This is a genomic window from Clostridium saccharoperbutylacetonicum N1-4(HMT), from assembly GCF_000340885.1.
Lineage (GTDB): Bacteria > Bacillota > Clostridia > Clostridiales > Clostridiaceae > Clostridium > Clostridium saccharoperbutylacetonicum.
In genome coordinates this window covers 2,072,417-2,087,015 of record NC_020291.1, presented here as the reverse complement: position 1 = coordinate 2,087,015, position 14,599 = coordinate 2,072,417, and the positions used below count along the sequence as shown (strand labels likewise).

Genomic DNA, 14,599 nt, shown 5'->3' with positions numbered 1-14,599 from the left:
GCAATTTTATAAAAATAGAAATTTTAATTGATTTGCTATTTTTTCACTTGTGCCTTAAGCCATGTTAAAGCCATATCAAACCAAACTTGAACTTCTGGCTTAATCTGAGTTTCATCCTTAGCTGTGACTTCATTACAAAGTGCCAAGCCGTGACTACCAGCTTCAAATATGTGAAGTTCATATGGAATTTTATTTTTTGATAGTTCTGTTGCAAAATTTATTGAATTTCTTACACTTACTAATTCATCATTAGCTGTATGCCACATGAACGTAGGAGGTGTATTTTGACACACATGATTTACTGGACTTAATTTTTTAAGATATTCATCTGATGGTTCTGATTCACCAGAAAGTGAATAACAAGATAATCTCCAGTATTGTTCCAAAGACTTATCATTAACTTCTAATAAAAGTTCTTTCATTAAAATATTATCTAATAGAGGATATCCCAATATCATACCATTGGGCTTAAATAAATCACTATTCACATTAAACTTTTCTTTTAATAGTTCATCTTGCCAATGCACACCTAGACTAGCAGCTAAATATCCACCTGCTGAAAATCCACATACAAAAATCTTATTATTATCAACTGCCCATTTATCTGCATTTTCTCTTACAGTCAATATTGCCCTAGCTAAATCAAACAAAGGCTGTGGATATTTTGCTTGTCTATTTCCATCTGGTAGATTATTAAAATCCACTTTACCACTATTAAAATATGTTGTATATCTAAGCACAAAAGTGTTATATCCTTCTCCAGCAAATTTCATTGCTATTGGTTCTGCTTCCCTATTAGAAGTATATAAAAATCCGCCACCTGGACAAATAATTATTGTTGGACGTTTTTTTAATCTGGTTTCGTGCTCGTTATCTAAAATGTATGCTGTTAACGTAACATCTTCATTATCGTTCCATAAGTTAATTTTTTCTATTAACATTATAATTTCCTCTCTATAATAAATTTCCAAATTCACTAGTTTAGTGTTTTTTTGCAATTCTATTATACCACTCCAAACCTTTTAGGCTCCTATGTTGTTTCGCATTTTTTGTTAGTATTGTGTAGCATTTAAAGCATAAAAACTCCTTCAATTTCTAACATAGTGCGGTATCTATAATAAAATTAAATTTTGAACTCATTCTATTTTTTTAAACCTAAATATAAAAATATGGTTATAGTTAATATTCCTATTTCTATCAAGTCACCTTCTGTCACTAAATATGCCAGAATTAATATAAAAAGTAAATATAAGAACTATAAATCAAGTTTACTTCTTATTACTTGATCTACTTTATCTTTAAATTCTTCTTCTATTATAATTTCAAAGCTTCTATTAGTTTCTAAAAATGTATTTACTTTAAATTGAATTGAATTTGATAATACCCAGTTATAGCTCTTAATTTTAGACCATAAAAAAAAACACCCATAGTTATATATTCCATTTTCTCGTATTTCTGATTTTCTAAGTGACTTCATAATATTTATGATTGATAATTCTATCCAAAATATGCTCATAAAAATATTATTATAAAATCTGTCTTCACCATAATTAATATAACTACTTATAGAGAACAAAAACATTATTACCCATATTATTAATACTATGATCCAGAAAATCATCGAACCTTTATCTTTATTTAGTTTTATAATAATCTTTCCATGATGATATACTCTATATAAATCTCTTATCCAAAAAACTAATGCAACAATAATCAATGGTATATATAAAATTGAAAATCCATGAATCATATTCAATTAATCCACCCCATCCTAGATAAATCTTCTTTTCCATCCTAATCTCACTTTTTAACCTCATCGCATAATTCGTAACAACATAACTCGTAATAATTTACCATCATACATTGATTATAACATATTCTGTAAGCATGATATTTAAAATTTTATGCAAAAAAATAAGCAGTAGTGTATTACTCCTAGTTACTGCTTATAAAAATATAAGAAATTATTTCTTAGTCAACAATAAATTTCTCAATAATTGGTCATTATAAGTATTTTGTCTCATTTTATTATAATACATATTGAAACATATGTAAATATTGTATAAAAAATAGTAAAATAGTTCTATTTATTTAAAAAATAGGCATCTATATATGACAATAATATATAAAAAATGTATTTTTTTAGCGTAAAAAACACATTGATAAATATTCTAATAAGACAAAATACTTATATTGTTCCAATAAGTAATAATTGTGTTCTTGCTTTAAAGAAAGAAAGGAGTATAACTAAATAATCTATTAGTAAAAGAGAATAAGGAGTGTATTTATGAACTGGTTTAAAAATTTGAAAATAGCACAAAAACTAATATCAGCTTTTATCACAGTTGCAATATTAATAGGAGTTGTTGGATTCATCGGAATACATAATATGAATAAAATTAATATCAATGCAATTACTATGCATGATTATAATTTAGCTTCTATAAATAATTTAACTTCTATAAAACAAAATCTTACTGACGTTCGTGCTGACTTATTAAAACTTGTTTATCAACAAAACAAAGATGTAGACAACAATAGTATAGAAAAAGAAATTAATGATTTACTTAATGAAACCAATGCATTAATTGATACATATGAAAAATCATTGCTTTCCAAATCAGAAGAAACGACTTTTTCTAATCTTAAAGAGAATATTAAATTATATAGTTCTGGATCAACTGAAATAATAAAATCTGCTAATGAAAATAATTATAATGAGGCTGAGGCTAATCTTCTAAAACTCACCGAAACTAGAAAAAGTATAGCTACAAACACTAGCCAGTTAATAGAAAATAATATTAATCAAGCTGATGATTCTTATAAAGAAAATAACTCAACCTATAAAAATTCTTCATATATTGCTACTTTTATAGTAATATTAGGTTTTATTATTGCCATTACACTAGGTTTATTAATATCATTTATGATTTCAAGTCAAGTAAAAAAAGTTTTATTATTTGCTGAAGCTCTTGGAAATAACGATTTAACAAAATCAATAGACGTTGATTCAAAGGATGAAATAGGTAACCTTTCAACAGCCTTAAATAATGCAAAAAAAAATATACAAAATTTAATAATTGAAATAATGAATAGTGCTAGTGATATAAGTGCTACAAGCGAAGAACTTTCTTCTACTACTGAAGAAATTTCATCTCAAATGGAAATAGTGAATGAATCCACAGAACAGATTGCTAAAGGAGTTCAAGATTTAAGTGCTACTACTGAAGAAGTAACTGCTTCAACAGAAGAAATAAGTGCTACTACAAATATACTTGCAAAAAATGCAAATGATGCAACAGTATCTGTAAATGAAATAAAAAATCGTGCTATTGATATAAAATCTAAAGCATCTGAAAATATCAAAACTAGCAATTTAATTTATAATGAAAATCGTTCAAATATTTTAAAGGCTATAGAAGATTCTAAAGTTGTAGAAGAAGTTAAAATGATGGCTGATTCCATTGGAAATATGGCAACGCAAACAAACCTTCTTGCACTTAATGCAGCTATAGAAGCCGCAAGAGCTGGTGAAAAAGGCAAGGGATTTGCAGTGGTTGCTGATGAAGTAAGAAAACTAGCTGAACAGTCTTCTGAAGCAGTTACTAATATTCAAAATATGGTATCACAAGTTCAAAATGCAGTTGGAAGTCTTTCTAAAAGCGGACAAGATGTACTTGAATTCATGTCTAATAATGTAAAACCTAATTATGAACTTCTTATGAATACAGGTGTTCAATATGAAAAAGATGCTGAATTTATTAATGTTCTTATAAAAGACTTCGCATCATCATCAAAACAAATGGATGAAGTTGTCATGCAAGTAAGTAGCGCCATACAAAATGTATCTGCTGTAGCTCAAGAATCTGCAGCAGGTAGTGAAGAAATATTGGGTAGTGTTAATCAAATAACGTGTGCTATTACTGATGTTGCAAAATCATCACAAAGTCAAGCTGAGCTTTCACAGAAACTCAATGAAATGGTACAAAAATTTAAAATATAATTCAGATTTTGGATCTATAAAAATTTTTATTAATTTTTAGCCAACAATGAAATGCACTGGTTTAAAAATCTCAATTCTATATACCAGTGCATTATTTATCAGTTATTTTATCAATCCTTTATTGATACTTTCTCTATCATTATATTAATTTCTCCACCAATACTCATTCTTAATGAATCAACATCATCTTTCGATAATTCTGGAAACTTAGCTAATAATTTTGATTCAATTACATCACTCTCTTTCTATTTATTATTCGATTTTATAAAACCAACTACCTAAAGTTGATTTAAGTTCTAAGCATTTATCCATAGGTAATGTTTGAGTTTCTATCCAGATTCCCTTTTCATTACCTCTAAAATAGCATCTTATATCTTTAAAATATTGAAGTACATAATCTGAATCCACTCTATCAAACTCATTATTTCCTTGATATCCATTAGGCAAATAAGTTGTAATTACATATCCTGCTTGTCCACTTCCAGTTGCACTTAAATCAACATCTTTAGGAATATTAGAATCTATAGCATTGCTAGAATTGCGTAGTATTTTAAATATAAAAAACACCACAAATTCATTGAATAATGCGGTATTTAATATCTATTTCTTATTCTTTTCTCATATTTTTCTTTGATACATATAATTTTTGCGAGCTATCAATCCCAGCGTAAAATACTTCCGAAATTTCTTTTATATTTTGTTTATTCAATTCTGACTTTAACCATTGTTGATCTAACCCAATATTTTTTAAATTTTCATCAACTACAATTCCGTCAATTATTACATCCTTATCAATTCCTGAACTAGTTACATTAATTTTCATATTATAAGGTGTAAGTGGCTTTTTATTAGCTTTTGGTAGTACAGATAATTCTCCATCTGTTTCCATTATTGCAAATTCTACATCCGCTAAATGAAAGATACTTTTTTCTCTTAGCTTCATCATTAATTCATTAATTGTTAACTTATTTTTTTTCATATTTTTCTCTATTATATTTCCATTTTCCACTAAATTTGTTGGTTCAGAATTTATTATTTTCCTTATTTTTAAACTTTTCATACTTAAATATCCAGTTACAATTGTAAGAGCACAAAATAAAATCAATGCTGTTATAGCTGATGTTGACACAAACTGTTTATCAACAACTGAATAAGCAACTATTGATCCCATTGAGACTCCCATAACAAAATCAAAGAAATTCATTTGAGAAATAAGTTTTCTTCCAATAATTTTCGTTAAAAATATTGCAAGTATATATACTCCTACACATTTTATTATTGTCATTAACAAAACCTTTTCCATTAATTTAGCGTCTCCTTCTATATCTAATTTAGAAATTAATCAAGTACTGTTATTATCCGCATTTAATTATTTTATATTCATACATAAATCAATATCATATTATGTTAAATAAGTTAGAGATAATCTTTTCAATTAGCAACGTGTCGCACTACCGCATTATTCAATTTTCAAAGATCAATTTTTTATTTACTATTTCTGAAAAATTCATAAATAGCTATGTGTTTTTCTTGCATGTTGCTGCTTATATATTGCCTTTGGATTCTTTTCATTTACCAGTATAAATAAATCTTTAAGATATAATTCAAACTCCATAGCTATGTTAAATATTTCTATATGTATCCATTTTTACTTGCAATCTTCTATTTCAGCCTGGCACTTTACTAAAATATATCCATCTTCCTTAGTTATTCTTGTAAGTTCTTTTAAGCCATCTTCATAAAGTTTTATTATTTCCTCATGTGTTGTAAATCTCGCTGTATTGTAGCAATCAACCATACTTTTAAGATTTGTTATTCTTGCATATGGTGGATCTATTACACTATGGTTAAATAAATTATCTTTATAAGGCAAGTCCCTAAAATCTGTGCCAGTTTTTATATCAGTACCAACCACGTTTATTTTAGTCAGATCAACTTCCTTCCAAAATGCACCTTTCCCCCATGTAACATCTACAATTTTTTCTCTTTGTTTAAAATACAATGCAACCACTTTTTTAATTAACCCTGAATTATTACCTTTATGAACTGTATAAATTGGAGTATCTAATAGCTCCATATTCCCCAACTCACTTTCTAACTAAACATATTAATTTGACCTGGTAATTATAATGTCTAATACTTTAATTCATGCAACTGAAACTAATCAAGCAAATAAAATTATACAAGCCACACATAATCATAATTGGGTAGAACGTTCATAATGGTTGTCATACCTACATGTGCACTATTTGCCACCAAAGATATACAGTATGTGAATATTAAAACTAATGACTTTGAGCCTATAATATTAATTTGTAGGTTCAAATTATCAAACTTTCCTACTTCCTCTATATTCCTGATTTTAATCTACAACTTATAAACTAAATCTCTTTTCATTTTATTTCTTTAAGCTCACCATATTTATCTGTGTACCTATCCCATAAAACTTCATTTATGTTCTTATCTGTATAATTACTAGGAAAATCATATGTTTCCTCAATCTCCTCATTATTGGCTTTTATTATTGTAACTTCAAGTAATATATACTCCTCTTATTTAGCTGCATCTAGACCTTCTCCATACACATTTCAACACATGCTTTACTATTTGGAATCATGAACATACATCCATCTCCTGTTACACTACAAACATTACCTCTATCTAAATCCCAACTTGCGCATTTAAAACTCATAATTTGCTCCGCCCTTTACATTTGAAATTTCTCCCTTGAAGTTCTCTAGCTTTTTAATTTCCTCTTGATATTCATTTATCTTTAAATTGAGTATATTCAATGCCATAAATTTATTAGAGTTTTCATAAGTCATTAAATGATTAGAAAAAGATTGGCTAATATGCTGCTTTGATACTCCAAATTCCTTTGCTATTTTTTCATAACTAACCCCTGTAAGTTCTTTTAGTTTTGCAAATAAACTGTTTCTTTTTCCCAATTAACTCATTCCTTTCTTTTTAATTTACCCATCAATCTATTTCTATTTTTCATTAAATTTGGTCAAATATTTAATACTTCGAGTTGGTTTGATTGCGATGTTGAGCATAAAATAATAGCATAAACTTAAGATACAGCTAAACTTTGTATTAGCACTATCTTAAATTTATGCATCTCAATATCGCAATCAATTACTAGAACGAAGTCGCTAAAAGCAGACCGTCTCGTATGAATATTCAAAATTTACGATTTCCCTTAAAATATATATTTTTATTAACATTTCAAAGCTGTATTTCTTGAAAGTATATGTTTTTATTTATTTTAGAACATAAAATCCCCATCCCCATAATTGAGTACTTATTCACTTTTATCTTTATTTATGGTGTTGAAGTACTCCGAGGCATTATTTTACATATCTTTTAAAATTTTATTTAATCACCAAACCAAGCCATCGCTTTTAGCGATTTAGTTCAATAATACAATAATGTAGTAATTACAAAATCTTTATTTCTAAACATCTTATGAATATTGCGTCATAATCATAAATTCATTACTACCTTTTGAGTGCTGTCTTAATCGTGCCAATAATCAATAAAATGCTAAAATAAATAATACATATAAGTCCTATAATTGAAAGTATTCTAAATATAACATCTGTGACATATCCATTTACGTTTCCTAAAGCCATTCTTAATTGAAATAATCCATTTATTTGTGTAAGAAAAAAACTTCCAATTATTCCAAACAAAAGGCTAAATCGTCTTTCCAACCAAATCCCCCCTAATGCTTATTAATTTACCATCACACATTGATTATAATATATTCTGTAAGTATGATATTTAAAATTTTATGCAAAAATAAGCAGTAGTGGATTGCCCATGACTACTGCCTTTTATCTTATAATTTATTATATAATGTATACTCATATAAACAATTTTTAAAATCGCTCTTTAAGGTTAAGTACTTCATTAGCTATTTCATTAACTAAAAATCTACCTTCTTTATTACTGATATTCTGAACTTCTTCACTAATTATAGTTTTATCAAATTCTAACTTTTTCAATATATATTTATTATTTATTAAATACATTATTATTTTGAATTACCTTCCAGATTGCATCCGCAGCAGCTTTAGATCCATCTGCAGTTGGATGAATTCCATCCGCTTTTATATATTGACTATATTTACCTGCAAATACAGGTCTCAAATCAAGCCAATAACATTTTGGGCTAATGTTATTATTTACTATATTTTGAATCTGTGGTCTTAAAATATCAAGTCTATTTTTTAATCCTCCAAAATCTGATTGAGGCTCTGGATAGAAGAAATATACAACTTTTAAAACTTCATCTTTCTTCATTTGAGCTAAAAGATTTTTCAGAGCATTAGTCGCATCTTGAGCATATTGGCCTGTTGGTTGTAAACAGTCATTTCCACCACCATCCATAATAACATACTTGACTTTACTTTGTTTTGCAGCATTATTATATTGATTAGGTATAGATGGATAAATGCCTCCAGACAACTTTGTTCCACTCACTGCATAGTCACGAAAATTTTCATTATTAGCTAGGACACCAGCATTACGAGCATCTTGTTCAAGATATTTTGTAATATCATGAGATAGTGCAATAAACGATTCACCAATTACCAGAACGTCATTGCCCTTGACTGTAGTCACTTTACTTATTGGTAGGTTATTGATTGATTTCTCCGAAAAATTACCAGAAATAACTTCAGCATTAGTATTTTTAGGAATGATTAATGTAAATAAAAAAACTAGTAAGACTACAGGAACCATTTTAAAAATCTTTGATTGAAACATAATTTTTCTTTACCTCCTTAAATTAAATATTTAATTTAAAAACTTAATATATATATATTGCAATTATCAATGTTCAATACTCAATTATCAATGAATGTTGATTTCCTTAGGAAATCTTTAAATCTTGAATAATTATTTTTGCAACATATATATCTTTAAATTTTGAATTACTTATTATTTCTTTTAAGTAAATTGTAAATTTTTATGACATAATAAATGCTTCATTGTTAATTTAATATATTATTAATAGCCAACTATTTATTACTAATATTTTACATCAACATTTAGATAATTAAATGCTTTTTGCCTTAATTATTTATATTTATACATTAAAGTAATTATTCACTATACTACTTTCTCTTATTTCACTTATGATATGTTTTATGCCATTAATAAAATTAAACATAATAACAATTTTAGGCAAAAAAATAAAGGATACAAGATTAACTCCTATATCCCAAACACACTCTTACTATTTTATCTAATCGTTCCCCATGGTTGTTGGGCCTTTTATCATGTGTCTCCAGTTTATCTTTTACTAATTCTTCGTTCATATTGCACCTGCCTTTTTTTAATTTTGTATAACAAAAGACACCTACATTGCTGCAAGTGTCTTAAATGCATATTTTATTATATTCCATGTTAGTCATCATCAATCTCTTCTTTTTTTAATACCTCAACCTTTATAAAAAGTGATTTTAAAATATTATTTTAACATGCTATTTAACTTAGATGCTTCTCTATCTAAATCATCTAATTTTTTATTGGTATCATCTATTTGTTTTTCTAGTCCTTTAACATAATCAATTAATTTTTGTACTGTTCCTTTATCTGCATCATTTTGTTTCCCTATTTCGTCAATTTGTTGCTCTGCCTTTTGAATTACTGCAGTAGTACTGTCAATTTTGTTTGTATTAATCATTCTATCAAAGCCTATACCTGCCCCTGTAATCATTGCTGCTATTGTAATTCCTGATAATATCTTGCCTAAACCAGTTCCTATCATTTTCTATTCCTCCCGATTAATTTTTACTATATTAACTATCCATATTAATAAGTGCAATATTATAATATTATTAATCTTATATTTCGACAATAGTGACCTGTTGGACAAACTTCCATTTATATTTAGGGGGTAGTATATATCTCCAACGTTAACTATAATATTTTTTGATATTGAACGCGAATCAACATTACCTTGAGTAGTTGTTACTCCACTAACATTAAAATCAATATGATTTGGTGCCGGATCATTAACCACTACTGCCTTAGCTGTCTTTGTCCCAGTATTAATTATTACAAACTAATAATCATAATATTATAATCATGTATAGATTACTTAATCCCTAATTGCGTTTAATTTATGAAGAAGATACTCTTTTTTATTCAATGGATCATACGTTGTTCTTGGGTTTACCTTTCCAAATTCAGCTGGAACTTCATTATACCCATAAAATTTTGTCACAAACATTCCTTTGCCTTGTGTATATGAAGCTATTTTCATTTTATATTCTTTTGAGTTTTCTACTGGAATCAATCCTTTTATTGAAAATTCATCCTCTATAACAACAGGATTATCAAAAGTAGCTCTCATAGTTTCCAAATCCCAAATCGCTTTACTTAAAACATTTTGAGGAATTCTTAATTCAAACTCATGTAATGGTTCTAACAAAACAGTTTGTGCCTTATATAAGGCTTCCATAAATACCATAGGTGTCACATTCCTAAAATCTGCTGGCGTGCTGACTGGGCTAAAAAATTCACCACAGGTAAGTGTAACTTTAGCATCCGTAACCTCCCATCCAAAAAGTCCTTGTTTGCTAGTCTTAATAACTGCTTCCTCAATTGCATTTTGAAAAGATTTTGGCAGTGAACCTACTGAAACATTAGAAATATACTTAAGTCCTTCACCTCTTCCCAAAGGCTCTATCTTCAAACCTACCGTTGCATAAAAAGGATTTGCTTCTTCCTTAATATGTATTATTGATGTTCCAACACCTTTAGGTGCTTCCTTATAAATGGTTTGAATATTTGAAAACTCTACTTTTATTCCATAGAAATCATCTATTATAGCACTCAGTATTTCCATTTGAACTTCACCAAATAAATTAACATGAATTTCTTTATCTAAATCGTTCATCTCTAATTCTAATAATGGATCTTCCTCTGAAAGAAATGTTAGTGCCCTAAATAGCTCAGGATTTTTTTCTTTATCAATTGCAGAAATAGTTGTTTTTAATGTTGGTTTAGCCATAGATATATTTTTAACTTTATTATTTGAAATTCCGATTACATCTCCAACTTGAAAGCTTGCAAGTCCATATAAAATACCTATATCCCCTGCTTTTATACTCTGCGCCTCAGTAATTTTCCCATTTTCTAACCTATTAATTTTCTTTACCTTTTCTACTGTCTCCTTATTAGGCATTTGAATTTTATCTCTTACTGATATTTTTCCATTAAATAATCTTACATAAACCTTCTTTTCATTAGTGCTTGTTCTTTCAATTTTAAAAACCACTCCTGATAAATCCCTTACACAATCATCTCCTGCAAATGGGAGATAACTGCAAATTCCTTCTAATAAATCTTCAATTCCGAGTCCAATTGCTGCAGCGCCACAAAATACTGGATATAGCTTTCCTTCCCTTGCATATAATGAAAGTTTTTCTTGTATTTCTCTTTTATCAATCTCCATTCCACTAATATATTTTTCTAGAAATGCTTCGTCTAAATCTGATAAAACATTAATAACATCATCATTCATCATACATATATCGTGTAGATTTTTTATATAAACCTCTTTACTTCCTTCGTCGTATACCTTTTGTAATCTAACCACTTTACTAGACATATTCTTTTTTATCTCTTTTAATACTTTATTAGAATTTGCCCCAATTCTATCCAACTTGTTTATAAAAATTATTGTTGGAATATTTAACTTCTTTAACGTATTAAATAATATTCTTGTTTGCGACTGAATCCCTTCTACTCCTGATATAACTATTATTGCTCCATCTAAAACACTTAATGAGCGTTCAACTTCTGAAATAAAATCTACATGTCCTGGAGTGTCAATAATATTTACTTTAACATCATTCCAAGTGAAAGATACAGTTGACGATTTAATAGTAATTCCTCTCTTACGTTCAAGCTCCATAGAGTCTGTCTGTGTATTACCTAAATCAACCCTTCCGACCGCTTTTATAGCCCCGCTATAATATAATAAATTCTCTGTTATAGTTGTTTTTCCAGCATCTACATGTGCAACGATTCCTATATTAATTATTTTCTTCATAATCGCCACCTCCAACTCTATCAGCAACCTTTTTATCCATTATCATAGAAGCAACATATAAAATCAGTACTGGTGTTACTAATAGTGAAGTACATGCTATACCAATACTTATTGAAATATTTGTAGCTATAATTCCTATAATTGGCCCACCTAAAATTTGACCTAAGGCATTTATTTGTCCATTTATAGAAAGTACAGTAGCTCTAGCCTTATCGTCTATATGTCCATTAATCCATGCACTAAATATAGGTTCATTTATAGTTCTAAAGGTATTTGTCGCTAAATAAGCCATTAACATTAAGCTAAAGTTTTTTGTAATAGCAAATATAAACATAAATAATATATAAAATATATTTATACCTAACAAAAGCTTTCCACTATTATTCTTATCATCATCAAGCCTATTTGACATAAAATGCATAACTATTGCACTTAATACCATTCCTGCAATTCCAAAGATCCCAAACCAAGTGACTGGGTGAAGATTCCAAAGCTTAGGAAGCATAGTATCTTGCAGAAAATGTGCATTAGAAAGTCTATCATACCCTTCGCTTGACAATCCATAAAACAAAGTTACAGAAAGTAAAATCATGATTATAGATTTACTTTTTATAAATTTAAGACCAGACTTAAAAGTATATTCCATCTTTTTGAATGTATTTAAATCCTCTGGAGCAGATGGTTTAAAATTATTTTCTGGCATATATAACCCTAAAAATAATGCAAGAATTATAAATAAAACTCCACTAACTATAATAGGCAGTCTTACGGAAAAATTAGCTATTACAGTGCTTAATACTATTCCAACAACTGATCCTATCTGTCCTACTTGTGCTCCTTTTATATAAATTCGATCTAAATCCTTAGTCCTCTCTTCTTCTGCAATCCATGCCTCAAGAGACCCGCTGATAAAAGTAGAACCCACTCCCCATACAATCTGTGCAGTAAGTACGAAAATAAAACTAGAAATAGATCCTTCTAAAATAAGTCCTCCCCCTGTTAAAACTGCACCTATAATAATGGATAATTTACGACTATACACATCTGCAACTATACCAGTAGGGATCTCAAATATGAAACATGCTGTCTCTAACGTAGTCCCAACAAGTATAAGCTGAAGTGGATTTAGATGAACATTTTCAATGTGATACACTATCATAACTGTTGCTGTCAGTGAAAAACACATTGCAGTAATCGCTGAAAATAATAAATAAATTTTATATGCTGAAAGTTTATTAACCATTAATAATCACCATCCTAGTATTTCTTAAAAAATTTGTCTTTCTTTTGGAATCTTCAATTTCAAATATATAAATTACCATAATATTCTCCTTAAAAATAAATAAAAAAAGACCATAAATGAACATAACAATCCATTTACAGCCTTATAATCATATGAGTCACTATCAAATAAATAACAAATCCACTTGCTATTTATTTTCACGTGCCTAACCTAAATACAAACATGAAATATACAATTTTAATTTATATAACTTATTAGTAAAGGATACGAAATAAAATAACAATTCAAAATACAATGATTATTTTTTATTATGGTAATCTGCTGACCCAATATTATAGAAAATAGGCTTCGCAGATTGACTTGTTATTTTTTAATACTCCTAAAATTATACAAATTAAAATCTCATAACATATCTATAAATGTAGCAAAAATAGGCATAAAAATACCGTGTTTAGAACACGGCTCCTATTCTGCAGATAAAGATGTAACATGCTCATTATATACTGATTATTTTTAGAGTACACAAATAAACATGGCAACATTAACATTATTGTTAATTGATTGCACCATAAATAAAACTTGAGTTATTCAAGCTTTTTTTCATATACTTCTTAAAATAATCCCTATTTAGTTAGTTTAATTTAAAACTACCTCTTTTAGCATATTTACATCACCTTTACATTCATATTCTTTTCATGTTTATATTTTAGTATGGTTACATCATATATGAATTTCAAATTTTTTTCAATACTTTTATTTTTATAATTTATCAAATTTAGGGCTAATATAGAATCATATTTCAGCCTATTATTCTCTAGCTTATAAATAAAGGATAGGCATTATGTTTAATGAAAGTTTGGAAGCATATCGAAAAGAGTTTCATCTAAAACAAAATAAAATGGCTGATAAATTAGTTTGACATTTTTTCATATTCTATTGCCCATTTTTCTAGGGATTTCAATACTGGTAAAAACTTCACCCCCAACTCTGTCAATGAATATTCTACTTTAGGAGGAACCTCTTTATATATTTCTCTATGTATAATCCTGTATTCTTCTAGCATTCTAAGCTCTTTCGTTAAATTTGCCTGAGTTACCTGTGGCATTTTCCTACTAAGTTCCCCAAATCTTAAAGTACCTTGGCTCAAGAAAAATACGATAACCATGGTCCACTTTCCACGTACTATCTTTTGCACGCTTGATATCGGACAATTTTCTACATAATCATCTTCAGACTTTCTTTTCATATGCCACCTCATTACTATCATATTTAATAGTACCAA

The 14,599-nt window shown here is 28.1% G+C and carries 15 protein-coding genes and 1 pseudogene; 1 reads left to right on the top strand and 15 read right to left on the bottom strand.

The genetic code is table 11. From position 1 onward, the window contains the following. Positions 1-35: 35 nt before the first annotated feature. Together CSPA_RS09210 and CSPA_RS09205 are read right to left on the bottom strand one after the other, a co-directional pair. The gene (locus CSPA_RS09210) at positions 36-941 is read right to left on the bottom strand and encodes an alpha/beta hydrolase (RefSeq protein ID WP_015391977.1); all 906 of its coding nucleotides are present in this window, start codon (positions 939-941) and stop codon (positions 36-38) included. Positions 942-1,255: 314 nt separating this feature from the next. Beyond that, positions 1,256-1,750, bottom strand: a complete 495-nt coding sequence (locus CSPA_RS09205; protein ID WP_015391976.1) for a DUF5673 domain-containing protein — start codon at positions 1,748-1,750, stop codon at positions 1,256-1,258. A gap of 537 nt (positions 1,751-2,287) precedes the next feature. On the opposite strand from CSPA_RS09205, the gene CSPA_RS09200 reads away from it, so the two are divergent. Then, entirely contained in the window at positions 2,288-4,003 is a 1,716-nt protein-coding gene (locus CSPA_RS09200) for a methyl-accepting chemotaxis protein (RefSeq protein ID WP_015391975.1), read from the top strand. Positions 4,004-4,255: 252 nt separating this feature from the next. Here the strand turns inward: CSPA_RS09200 and CSPA_RS09195 are convergent. The 13 genes and pseudogenes from CSPA_RS09195 to CSPA_RS09150 form a co-directional block, all read right to left on the bottom strand. Further along, positions 4,256-4,474, bottom strand: a pseudogene (locus tag CSPA_RS09195) (glycoside hydrolase family 25); the annotation flags it as partial. Between the two features lie 136 nt (positions 4,475-4,610). Beyond that, complete coding sequence (locus CSPA_RS09190; RefSeq protein WP_015391973.1) at positions 4,611-5,306, bottom strand: DUF421 domain-containing protein; 696 nt, start codon at positions 5,304-5,306, stop codon at positions 4,611-4,613. A gap of 345 nt (positions 5,307-5,651) precedes the next feature. Beyond that, complete coding sequence (locus CSPA_RS09185) at positions 5,652-6,080, bottom strand: TRM11 family methyltransferase (RefSeq protein WP_015391972.1); 429 nt, start codon at positions 6,078-6,080, stop codon at positions 5,652-5,654. Positions 6,081-6,569: 489 nt separating this feature from the next. Then, positions 6,570-6,695 carry a hypothetical protein gene (locus CSPA_RS30735; protein ID WP_015391971.1) on the bottom strand — a complete coding sequence of 42 codons (126 nt, stop codon included), beginning with the start codon at positions 6,693-6,695 and terminating at the stop codon, positions 6,570-6,572. Further along, complete coding sequence (locus tag CSPA_RS09180) at positions 6,685-6,951, bottom strand: hypothetical protein (protein ID WP_015391970.1); 267 nt, start codon at positions 6,949-6,951, stop codon at positions 6,685-6,687. Before CSPA_RS09180 ends, CSPA_RS30735 begins: the two co-directional genes overlap by 11 nt. Before the next feature lie 552 nt (positions 6,952-7,503). Further along, complete coding sequence (locus tag CSPA_RS09175; RefSeq protein WP_015391969.1) at positions 7,504-7,719, bottom strand: hypothetical protein; 216 nt, start codon at positions 7,717-7,719, stop codon at positions 7,504-7,506. A gap of 168 nt (positions 7,720-7,887) precedes the next feature. Then, positions 7,888-8,040 carry a hypothetical protein gene (locus CSPA_RS29715; protein WP_017810737.1) on the bottom strand — a complete coding sequence of 51 codons (153 nt, stop codon included), beginning with the start codon at positions 8,038-8,040 and terminating at the stop codon, positions 7,888-7,890. Next, complete coding sequence (locus tag CSPA_RS09170) at positions 8,024-8,776, bottom strand: SGNH/GDSL hydrolase family protein (RefSeq protein WP_015391968.1); 753 nt, start codon at positions 8,774-8,776, stop codon at positions 8,024-8,026. The genes CSPA_RS29715 and CSPA_RS09170 overlap by 17 nt, the downstream gene beginning before the upstream one ends. A 443-nt stretch (positions 8,777-9,219) precedes the next feature. Then, complete coding sequence (locus tag CSPA_RS30510; protein WP_241393459.1) at positions 9,220-9,330, bottom strand: hemolysin XhlA family protein; 111 nt, start codon at positions 9,328-9,330, stop codon at positions 9,220-9,222. 152 nt (positions 9,331-9,482) lie between these two features. Further along, positions 9,483-9,782, bottom strand: a complete 300-nt coding sequence (locus tag CSPA_RS09165; protein WP_015391967.1) for a hypothetical protein — start codon at positions 9,780-9,782, stop codon at positions 9,483-9,485. A gap of 333 nt (positions 9,783-10,115) precedes the next feature. Beyond that, a complete protein-coding gene (tet, locus tag CSPA_RS09160) occupies positions 10,116-12,074 on the bottom strand; it encodes a tetracycline resistance ribosomal protection protein (protein ID WP_015391965.1) in 1,959 nt (652 codons plus the stop codon). Continuing rightward, positions 12,058-13,317, bottom strand: coding sequence for a tetracycline efflux MFS transporter TetA(P) (tetA(P), locus tag CSPA_RS09155; RefSeq protein ID WP_015391964.1), 1,260 nt, complete (start codon positions 13,315-13,317; stop codon positions 12,058-12,060). Before tetA(P) ends, tet begins: the two co-directional genes overlap by 17 nt. Positions 13,318-14,227: 910 nt before the next feature. Next, positions 14,228-14,563, bottom strand: coding sequence for a winged helix-turn-helix transcriptional regulator (locus CSPA_RS09150; RefSeq protein WP_015391963.1), 336 nt, complete (start codon positions 14,561-14,563; stop codon positions 14,228-14,230). Positions 14,564-14,599 lie beyond the last annotated feature (36 nt).

Bases quoted from the DNA above. Each gene is read 5' to 3' on its own strand.
- CSPA_RS09190 (WP_015391973.1), bottom strand. From the start codon at position 5,306: ATGGAAAAGGTTTTGTTAATGACAATAATAAAATGTGTAGGAGTATAT.
- CSPA_RS09170 (WP_015391968.1), bottom strand. From the start codon at position 8,776: ATGTTTCAATCAAAGATTTTTAAAATGGTTCCTGTAGTCTTACTAGTT.
- tet (WP_015391965.1), bottom strand. From the start codon at position 12,074: ATGAAGAAAATAATTAATATAGGAATCGTTGCACATGTAGATGCTGGA.
- CSPA_RS09205 (WP_015391976.1), bottom strand. From the start codon at position 1,750: ATGATTCATGGATTTTCAATTTTATATATACCATTGATTATTGTTGCA.
- CSPA_RS29715 (WP_017810737.1), bottom strand. From the start codon at position 8,040: ATGTATTTAATAAATAATAAATATATATTGAAAAAGTTAGAATTTGAT.
- CSPA_RS09150 (WP_015391963.1), bottom strand. From the start codon at position 14,563: ATGAAAAGAAAGTCTGAAGATGATTATGTAGAAAATTGTCCGATATCA.
- CSPA_RS09210 (WP_015391977.1), bottom strand. From the start codon at position 941: ATGTTAATAGAAAAAATTAACTTATGGAACGATAATGAAGATGTTACG.
- CSPA_RS09185 (WP_015391972.1), bottom strand. From the start codon at position 6,080: ATGGAGCTATTAGATACTCCAATTTATACAGTTCATAAAGGTAATAAT.
- CSPA_RS30735 (WP_015391971.1), bottom strand. From the start codon at position 6,695: ATGAGTTTTAAATGCGCAAGTTGGGATTTAGATAGAGGTAATGTTTGT.
- CSPA_RS30510 (WP_241393459.1), bottom strand. From the start codon at position 9,330: ATGAACGAAGAATTAGTAAAAGATAAACTGGAGACACATGATAAAAGG.
- CSPA_RS09200 (WP_015391975.1), top strand. From the start codon at position 2,288: ATGAACTGGTTTAAAAATTTGAAAATAGCACAAAAACTAATATCAGCT.
- CSPA_RS09165 (WP_015391967.1), bottom strand. From the start codon at position 9,782: ATGATAGGAACTGGTTTAGGCAAGATATTATCAGGAATTACAATAGCA.